The sequence below is a fragment of the Klebsiella sp. SYXHC3 genome, from assembly GCF_057196925.1.
Map to the genome: position 1 here is coordinate 76,521 of NZ_JBXUNG010000012.1, position 8,063 is coordinate 84,583.

Here is an 8,063-nt window from a genome sequence, read left to right on the forward strand (position 1 = left end):
GCGAGCCTGTTACTATTGTAACAACCGCTCGCCATTACACTTCGACATTCATCACAGTTAATGAAAACTAATTACTAATTTGCATTACTGTAACGTGATAAAAATCACAATTAACCAGCAATTCCCGCCAGCCTCACCGTCATCTCCTGTTTAAGCATAATCGGCAAACCGAAGTTCATGGTGATGTTATTATTCTAACATATCAAAACGAGTTATCTCGACGTCATGGCGCACAAATTGTGCAAATCCTGGCCATAAATATACTTTCTGATTGAAACTTAATGGATTTTATATTTATAAAAAATGATGGGATTGTCACACCCGACCAGAACCGGGGACGACGTTGTCCAGTATGTGGGTCGTTAGAGGGTTAGCGCGGTAAAGAGGTTTTTGGTATTCGCCAGTAGTGCCGCTTCAATTTCCTGCGCCGGTTCCGCGCGCAGTTCGCAGAGCGAGTCAAAGACGCGGGCCGCCTGTTCCGGGCGGTTCGGCTGTCCCTGAAAACCATTCAGCGGCATATCCGGAGCATCGGTTTCCAGCAGCAGCGAAGAAAGCGGCAGACGCGCCATAACATCGCGAGTTTTGCTGGCGCGGGGATAGGTAATGGTACCGCCAACGCCAATCTTATAGCCCAGCTGTACAAAACGTTCCGCCTGCTGCAGGCTGCCGGCAAAACCATGCACCACCCCGGCGCGCGGCAGGTTATGTTTTTTTAGCAACATCGCCAGCTTATCGTGGGTGCGGCGCGAATGCAGGATCACCGGCAAATCGTAACGCTTTGCCAGCCGCAACTGCGCTTCCAGCAGCGCCTGTTGGCGATCGTATTGCGGATCGTCGCGGTAGAGATCGAGGCCAATCTCCCCGACGGCCACGAGTTTCGGATGACGCTGTGCAAGATAGCTTTCCAGTTGCGCTAACCCGCGGTCATCATGCTGTTCGATAACAATGGGATGCATCCCTAACGCGGCATACAGCGGCTCGTGTTGCTCCGCCAGCGCCAGCACGCGAGCAAAGCGCGCGGCGGATATCGACGGCACGATTATGCGCCCAACGCCGGCCTGTGACGCCCGTGCGATACTCGCCGGTTCATCCTCTGTAAATGGGGGAAAATCGAAATGACAGTGGGTATCAATAAAGCGTAACGTCACGCCAGATCCTCGTTATTAAAGCTAGGGTCATTAGCCTGCGGCGCGGTGATAATCGCCTGTTGCGGCGTTTCGTTAGCTACCGGCAACGGCGGCACCACTACCGACGTCGGCATTGCCACACGCGGCGCATGACGTAACAGCGGCGGTTGCTCGGTCAGCAGTTTCCCTACCGTAGCGAGGAAGTAGCGGCCGCACTGGCGTCCGGTTTTATAATCTTCCAGCAGCGCCGGCAGACGGCTGCCAAGCGCCATACTGCGCAGCGGCCGCTGCGGATAGATTTCGAATATCCGCAGTTTACCCGGCGGTTTTTCAATAAACTGCTGCGTCGCGCGATAGGTGGTTTCGTGGTGCTGTACCAGGTTCACAAACGGCTGCAAACTGCTTTCCCCCAGCCAGCGCTCCATCCGTTTAAACCACTGCGGAGTGTAGAACATCTGCGAAGGGACGGTACGGATAACCACGATAGTCTGCGCGCCGCGGCGCGCCGCCTCCTGCACAGGGATCGCGTCGCTGACGCCGCCATCGAGATAATTCACGCCATCCAGCAGGACACCGCTACGGTAAAAACCTGGAATGGCGCTGGAGGCGCGGATCAGATCAAGCCAGGTCTGGCGGGTGGGGGAAAAATAGTTTGCCGTGTAGTCGTCACCGCGGCAGGCGCACATCCACAGCTCTTTACCCAGCGCGAACTGCTCCTCGGCATAGTTCATCGCCAGCGGCATTTGTTGTGCAGTGGAATCGACCAGCCAATCGAGATCGATAAGATTGCCGCCGCGTACGAAGCGCATCGGGTCAAAAAATTGCCGCGAGGTGGTGTAACGCGTAATGACTTTACGGGCGTAGCCCTGCTGATTACAGATATAAGCGGAGATGTTTTGCGCGCCAGCGGAAGTGCCTAGCATCAGGTCGAAAGGGTTAAATCCAGCGCGCATGAATTCGTCCAGAACCCCGGCTGTGAAAATACCTCTCTGACCACCGCCTTCGCACACCAGAGCCAATTTGCCTGGACGGAAGGGTTTTACCGCTAACGGGGCGATATTGCCCAACGTCACGGGAATGCGCTGCCCCACCCTGCTTTCCTGTTTGTTTATTTTCTGTCATTAAAGTAACGCAAATTGTCGTCCCCTGAAACCGCAAAAGCCAGTCACATTGACTGGCTTTATGTAAGACGTTATGTCATCACTGCGCGGTTATTGATTCACGCCTTTCGGCACATCGCCTCTAGGGTCGTTTTCGCCCGGTAAACAGGCTGACCAGGAAAATGATAATACCGACAACAAAGACGATTTTAGCCGCCCACGCCGCGGTACCCGCCAGACCACCAAAACCCAATGCGGCGGCAATTAACGCGATGATCAGAAAAATAATGCCCCATCTAAACATACTGTTCTCCTTACCATATGATTAACGGTCGCTTTTCTGCGCGCTCAGGCCGCGCATACATCAACCCTGCGTACAACTCGCTCAGCGGTCTCGCCGCTGGCGAATATCTTTTAATAAATACCCTTACTGCACTTTAAGATCGTTTTTCACGCTCTTAACACCGGTAACCGCTTTGGCAATGTCTGCCGCGCGATCGACCTGCTTGCTCGATTCCAGGGTTCCGGAGAGGTGTACCACCCCGTTGCTGGTTTCCACCGTCACCTTACGCGACGGAACGATATCGTCCGCGAGCAGTTTGGCTTTGACTTCGCTGGTGATTGCGGTGTCGCCGGCATAGCCCTTCAGGCTCGCGGATTTTTCACCCGCCACGGTCAGCTTGTCGCTTACCGAACTCACCCCTTCGACGCCTTTCGCCGCGCTAACGGCCTGTGATTTTTGCTCAGCGCTCTCCACCGTTCCGCTTAAGGTCACCACTTTGTTTTCCGTTTTCACCGAGATATCGGTGCTACGGATACTTTTGTCATCGATCAGCGCCGCTTTGACACGGGCGGTGATCGTGCTGTCATCCATAAAATCGCCAACCTTGTTGATCGATTTATCGACGCTTTCTCCGGCGCTGGTCGCGGCGGCCTTCGCGCTATCGGTTGCGGTAGTTTCCGCATAGGTCGAGGCGCTTATCAACGCTGAGCCTAAGAAGAGAGGCAGCAATAGCCTGGCGCTCTTTAGTCTGGTCATTGGTATGCCCTCACGATGTCTGCTTTGGTAAAACACATGGCTATTTATTCAGCCAGGTTTCTGAAAAGTGCTTAATAAATATAGTAGATGAGCGGAGATGCGGCGGAGGGTTTGAATAAAAAAGCTACGATTCGCGCAGATTTAAGAACTTTCTATGGTAAGGAGTGTGGCTGGAAAAACAGGCTGGAGCGCAGCATCGCCGCGCTCCAGAGAGATATTAGTGTTCGCGGGTTTTGCGGAACACTACGTCAGGGTAACGCTCTTGCGTCAGGTTCAGGTTCACCATCGTCGGGGCGATATAGGTCAGATTATCGCCGCCATCCAGCGCCAGCTGAACTTCGTTCTTACGCTTAAACTCTTCGAATTTCTTCACGTCTGTCGATTCAACCCAACGCGCGGTGGCCACGTTGACGGATTCGTAAATCGCTTCAACGTTGTATTCGCTTTTAAGACGCGCTACTACCACGTCAAACTGCAGCACGCCGACGGCGCCAACGATCAGATCGTTATTAGCGATAGGGCGGAAGACCTGTACCGCGCCCTCTTCAGACAGCTGTACCAGCCCTTTCAGCAGCTGTTTCTGCTTCAGCGGATCTTTCAGGCGAATACGACGGAACAGTTCCGGCGCGAAGTTCGGAATACCGGTGAACTTCATCATTTCGCCCTGGGTAAAGGTGTCGCCAATCTGAATGGTGCCGTGGTTATGCAGACCGATAATATCGCCAGGGTAGGCTTCTTCAACGTGCGAGCGATCGCCCGCCATAAAGGTCAGCGCGTCGGAAATCACCACGTCTTTGCCGATACGCACCTGACGCAGCTTCATGCCTTTCTCGTATTTGCCGGAAACCACGCGCATAAAGGCCACGCGGTCGCGGTGTTTCGGGTCCATGTTGGCCTGAATCTTAAACACGAAGCCGGTGAATTTCTCTTCTGTAGCCGTCACTTCACGGGTATCAGTGTTACGCGGCATCGGCGCCGGCGCCCACTCCACCAGACCATCCAGCATATGATCCACGCCGAAGTTGCCTAATGCGGTCCCGAAGAACACCGGCGTAATTTCGCCCGCCAGGAACAGTTCTTTATCGAACTCGTTCGAAGCGCCCTGCACCAGTTCCAGTTCATCGCGCAGCTGCTGCGCCAGATCGTCGCCCACCGCGGCATCGAGTTCAGGGTTATTCAACCCCTTAACCACGCGCACTTCCTGAATGGTGTGCCCTTTACCGGTCTGATAGAGGTAAGTTTCATCTTTATAAAGATGATAAACCCCTTTAAACAGCTTGCCGCAGCCGATAGGCCAGGTAATCGGCGCGCAGCCGATTTTCAGCTCATTTTCAACTTCATCCAGCAATTCCATCGGATCGCGGATATCACGGTCGAGTTTGTTCATAAAGGTGAGGATCGGCGTATCGCGCAGACGGGTAACTTCCATCAGCTTGCGGGTACGATCTTCGACGCCTTTCGCCGCATCGATAACCATCAGACAGCAGTCAACCGCCGTCAGGGTACGGTAAGTATCTTCGGAGAAGTCTTCGTGCCCCGGGGTATCCAGCAGGTTAACCAGGCTGTCATGGTACGGGAACTGCATCACCGAGGTGGTAATCGAGATCCCACGCTGCTTTTCCATTTCCATCCAGTCGGATTTAGCATGCTGGCTGGAACCACGGCCCTTCACGGTACCTGCGGTCTGAATCGCCTGTCCGAACAGCAGCACTTTTTCAGTGATGGTGGTCTTACCGGCATCCGGGTGAGAAATAATGGCAAAAGTGCGGCGTTTAGCCACCTCTTGCAGATAAGGAGACAACGTCATAATTCAATCTTCTAAGTAAACGCGGCAATGGGCCGCGCATGTGGAATACGAAAAATTGCGGCTATTTTACCCATCAATGGGGGGGAGGCAATTAGTGTTTACACAGGAGTTGCTCCAGTTCGCTTAAAGAGGTCACCGTCCAGTCTGGCTGCAGGTCTGCCGGCAGCGTTTGCTGGTGCGCATTCAACCAACAGGTGGCAAGCCCGGCATTGACGCCGCCGCGGATATCCGACTCGGCGGTATCGCCAACCATCAATACCCTGTCGCGCGACGGATTACCCGCTTGCGCCAGCGCGTAATCGAAGATACGCGCATCCGGCTTCGCGACGCCGACTTCCTCAGAAATAATCAGCAAATCAAAGTGATCGCGCAGGCCTGTTCGTTCCAGTCGAGTCTGCTGCAACGAGGTAAAACCGTTGGTGATGATGCCCATTTTTACCTTGCCCTGCAGCGCATTCAGCAGCGATACAGCGCCCGGCAGCGGCGCGCAGATTTCCGCCATCGCATTCATGAAAGCGTCGTTCAGTTCGCCCGGAGGGACGTTCAAACGTTCCGCCCAGCTATCAAAACGCTGATGCTGTAATTGTAGCGAGGTGATGGCGCCGTTTTGATAATCCACCCACAGCGGCTTATTAACGGCCTGATAGTCCTGAAAATCTTTGGCGGTAAATGTCACGCTATAGTCGAGAAACATCCGCTGTAAACCGCTGAAAGAGTCAAACGTAAACAACGTTTCATCGGCATCAAAGAAAATCCAGTCCCATTTCATCGTTTCACCTTGTCTTACATACTGATTGGCAGAGCCATGATAATTGCGTCTTCACGCCCGTCGGCCGTAGGGTAGTAATTGCGGCGGATAGTCGCCTCGTTAAAGCCTAAGCTTTCGTAGAGCGCGATGGCGGCGACATTCGATGCCCGCACCTCCAGCCACAGCGTGACGACGCCGAGTTTTTCGACTTCATCAATAACATGTTCCAGCAGTTCCCGTCCCAGGCCGCGGCGCTGGTAGGCGGGGTCGACGGCGATGTTAAAAAGCGTCGCTTCATCAAGGACAATCTGAGTAATGGCAAATGCCGCCATTTCTCCATCCACTGCCAGTTGGTAATTCAGATAACGTTCACCCTGATTGCTGGCAAAGGTTTGTTCGCTCCACGGAAAAGCGTGGGCGCGTTTTTCGATTTGCCAGGCTTTGGATAAATCAGCCGTGCTGAGGGTAGAAATCGTGTTCATGTGCGCAGATTTGTTGCCAGAGCGCGATGCGAGCCGGCACGCTGCTCTGAAGTTCATCAAAAACGGGCGTCGAGACCTGGGCGCCCGCCAGCGACAGCGGCGTCTCGCAGCCCAGTCGCCAGCTGTTGCAGCGGCTATTTTGCGGCAGCATCGCTACCCGGTCCGGCGTAAGCTGCAGTACCTGATCGGCGCGAATCGAGAGCGCGCGCAGAATATCGCTAATGAGCGGTTCAGTCAGCGACGGCGGGGTTTCCGCCACCATCACCAGACGAATATGTTCAGGAAGCGAGATAGCGATTTCGCCCTGCAACGCCCCCGGGCGACGCAGCGACCACTGGGTAATTCCCAGTTGCTGTAATTGCCAGTCTCGTCGGGAAGTCATAGCGAAACACTCCTGTTAAACAAGCGCGCAATATAGCAAATCCGTCGTATCTGCGCCAACAAACTACTATAATCGGCGCCAGTCTTATTGAAGGAGTGTTTCATGTCAGCTTTTACCCCGGCAAGTGAAGTCTTGCTGCGCCACAGTGATGATTTCGAGTCCGCCCGCGTTCTGTTTGCCGGTGACCTGCAGGATGACCTGCCTGCACGTCTGGATACCGCGGCCAGCCGCGCTCATACCCAACAATTCCACCACTGGCAGGTCCTGAATCGCCAGATGGGCGACAACGTTCGTTTTAGCTTAGTGGCCGAGGCCGCCGACGTCGCCGATTGCGATACCCTGATCTACTACTGGCCGAAGAACAAGCCAGAAGCGCAGTTCCAACTGATGAACCTGCTCTCTCTGCTGCCGGTGGGGAGCGATATTTTTGTGATCGGCGAAAACCGCAGCGGCGTACGTAGCGCCGAGCAAATGCTCGCCGAATACGCGCCGCTGAATAAAGTGGATAGCGCCCGCCGCTGCGGTCTCTACCACGGCCGTCTGGAAAAACAGCCCTCCTTCAACGCCGAACAGTACTGGAACGAGTACACGCTCGATAATCTGACCATTAAAACGCTGCCGGGCGTGTTCAGCCGCGACGGCCTTGATGTCGGCAGCCAGCTGCTGCTGTCGACCCTGCAACCGCACACCAAAGGTAAAGTGCTCGATGTCGGCTGTGGCGCCGGGGTGCTTGCCACGGTACTGGCCAGTCATTCACCGAAGGTACGCCTGACTCTATGCGACGTCAGCGCTCCGGCGGTCGAAGCCAGCCGCGCGACGCTTGCCGCGAATGGTTTTGAAGGCGAGGTTTTTGCCAGTAACGTCTTCTCTGAAGTCAACGGCCGTTTTGACATGATCATCTCAAATCCGCCATTCCATGACGGCCTGCAGACCAGTCTTGAAGCGGCGCAGGCGCTGATCCGCGGCGCGGTCCGCCATCTGAACAGCGGCGGCGAACTGCGCATCGTTGCCAATGCCTTCCTGCCGTATCCGCAGGTGCTGGATGAGACGTTTGGCTTCCACGAAGTGATCGCCCAAACCGGCCGTTTCAAAGTTTACCGCACGGTGATGACTCGCCAGGCCAGGAAATAATCTTCTTTTCCCATCGGCGGCATGCTCGACGTGCCGCCAGGCCTTCCCTTCGCTCTGAATAGCCCATTTTTGCAGCAATCGAGAAAACCTGCATAATTAACTATTGACGTGTCGCCGAAAACCACTAGAATGCGCCTCCGTGGTAACGATACTTTTTAGTGTCGATGGTATGCGAAGGTGGCGGAATTGGTAGACGCGCTAGCTTCAGGTGTTAGTGTCCTTACGGACGTGGGGGTTCAAGTCCCCC

Annotated in this window: 9 protein-coding genes; 1 reads left to right on the top strand and 8 read right to left on the bottom strand. The window is 54.7% G+C overall.

Going from position 1 to position 8,063, the window contains the following annotated elements; genetic code table 11:
• Positions 1–362: 362 nt before the first annotated feature.
• The 8 genes from AC2CGP_RS21665 to AC2CGP_RS21700 form a co-directional block, all read right to left on the bottom strand.
• Positions 363–1,148 carry a metal-dependent hydrolase gene (locus AC2CGP_RS21665; RefSeq protein ID WP_015368382.1) on the bottom strand — a complete coding sequence of 262 codons (786 nt, stop codon included), beginning with the start codon at positions 1,146–1,148 and terminating at the stop codon, positions 363–365.
• Positions 1,145–2,218 (bottom strand): patatin-like phospholipase family protein, encoded by a 1,074-nt coding sequence (locus AC2CGP_RS21670; protein ID WP_032715971.1) that lies wholly within the window; start codon positions 2,216–2,218, stop codon positions 1,145–1,147. The genes AC2CGP_RS21665 and AC2CGP_RS21670 overlap by 4 nt, the downstream gene beginning before the upstream one ends.
• A 151-nt stretch (positions 2,219–2,369) precedes the next feature.
• Positions 2,370–2,531: a DUF1328 domain-containing protein gene (locus AC2CGP_RS21675; RefSeq protein WP_015368384.1), complete on the bottom strand. Its 162-nt coding sequence runs from the start codon at positions 2,529–2,531 to the stop codon at positions 2,370–2,372.
• A gap of 123 nt (positions 2,532–2,654) precedes the next feature.
• Positions 2,655–3,266, bottom strand: coding sequence for a molecular chaperone OsmY (gene osmY / locus AC2CGP_RS21680; RefSeq protein ID WP_020079668.1), 612 nt, complete (start codon positions 3,264–3,266; stop codon positions 2,655–2,657).
• A 217-nt stretch (positions 3,267–3,483) separates the two neighbouring features.
• Entirely contained in the window at positions 3,484–5,073 is a 1,590-nt protein-coding gene (gene prfC / locus AC2CGP_RS21685) for a peptide chain release factor 3 (RefSeq protein ID WP_015704321.1), read from the bottom strand.
• Positions 5,074–5,164: 91 nt separating this feature from the next.
• The gene (gene yjjG / locus AC2CGP_RS21690) at positions 5,165–5,842 is read right to left on the bottom strand and encodes a pyrimidine 5'-nucleotidase (RefSeq protein WP_015368388.1); all 678 of its coding nucleotides are present in this window, start codon (positions 5,840–5,842) and stop codon (positions 5,165–5,167) included.
• A 14-nt stretch (positions 5,843–5,856) separates the two neighbouring features.
• On the bottom strand, positions 5,857–6,303 hold the full coding sequence (gene rimI, locus AC2CGP_RS21695; RefSeq protein ID WP_015368389.1) for a ribosomal protein S18-alanine N-acetyltransferase: 447 nt from the start codon (positions 6,301–6,303) through the stop codon (positions 5,857–5,859).
• Complete coding sequence (locus AC2CGP_RS21700; protein WP_032715969.1) at positions 6,272–6,685, bottom strand: DNA polymerase III subunit psi; 414 nt, start codon at positions 6,683–6,685, stop codon at positions 6,272–6,274. The genes rimI and AC2CGP_RS21700 overlap by 32 nt, the downstream gene beginning before the upstream one ends.
• Before the next feature lie 102 nt (positions 6,686–6,787).
• On the opposite strand from AC2CGP_RS21700, the gene rsmC reads away from it, so the two are divergent.
• Positions 6,788–7,816, top strand: coding sequence for a 16S rRNA (guanine(1207)-N(2))-methyltransferase RsmC (gene rsmC / locus AC2CGP_RS21705; protein WP_020079670.1), 1,029 nt, complete (start codon positions 6,788–6,790; stop codon positions 7,814–7,816).
• The last annotated feature ends 247 nt before the right edge of the window (positions 7,817–8,063 follow it).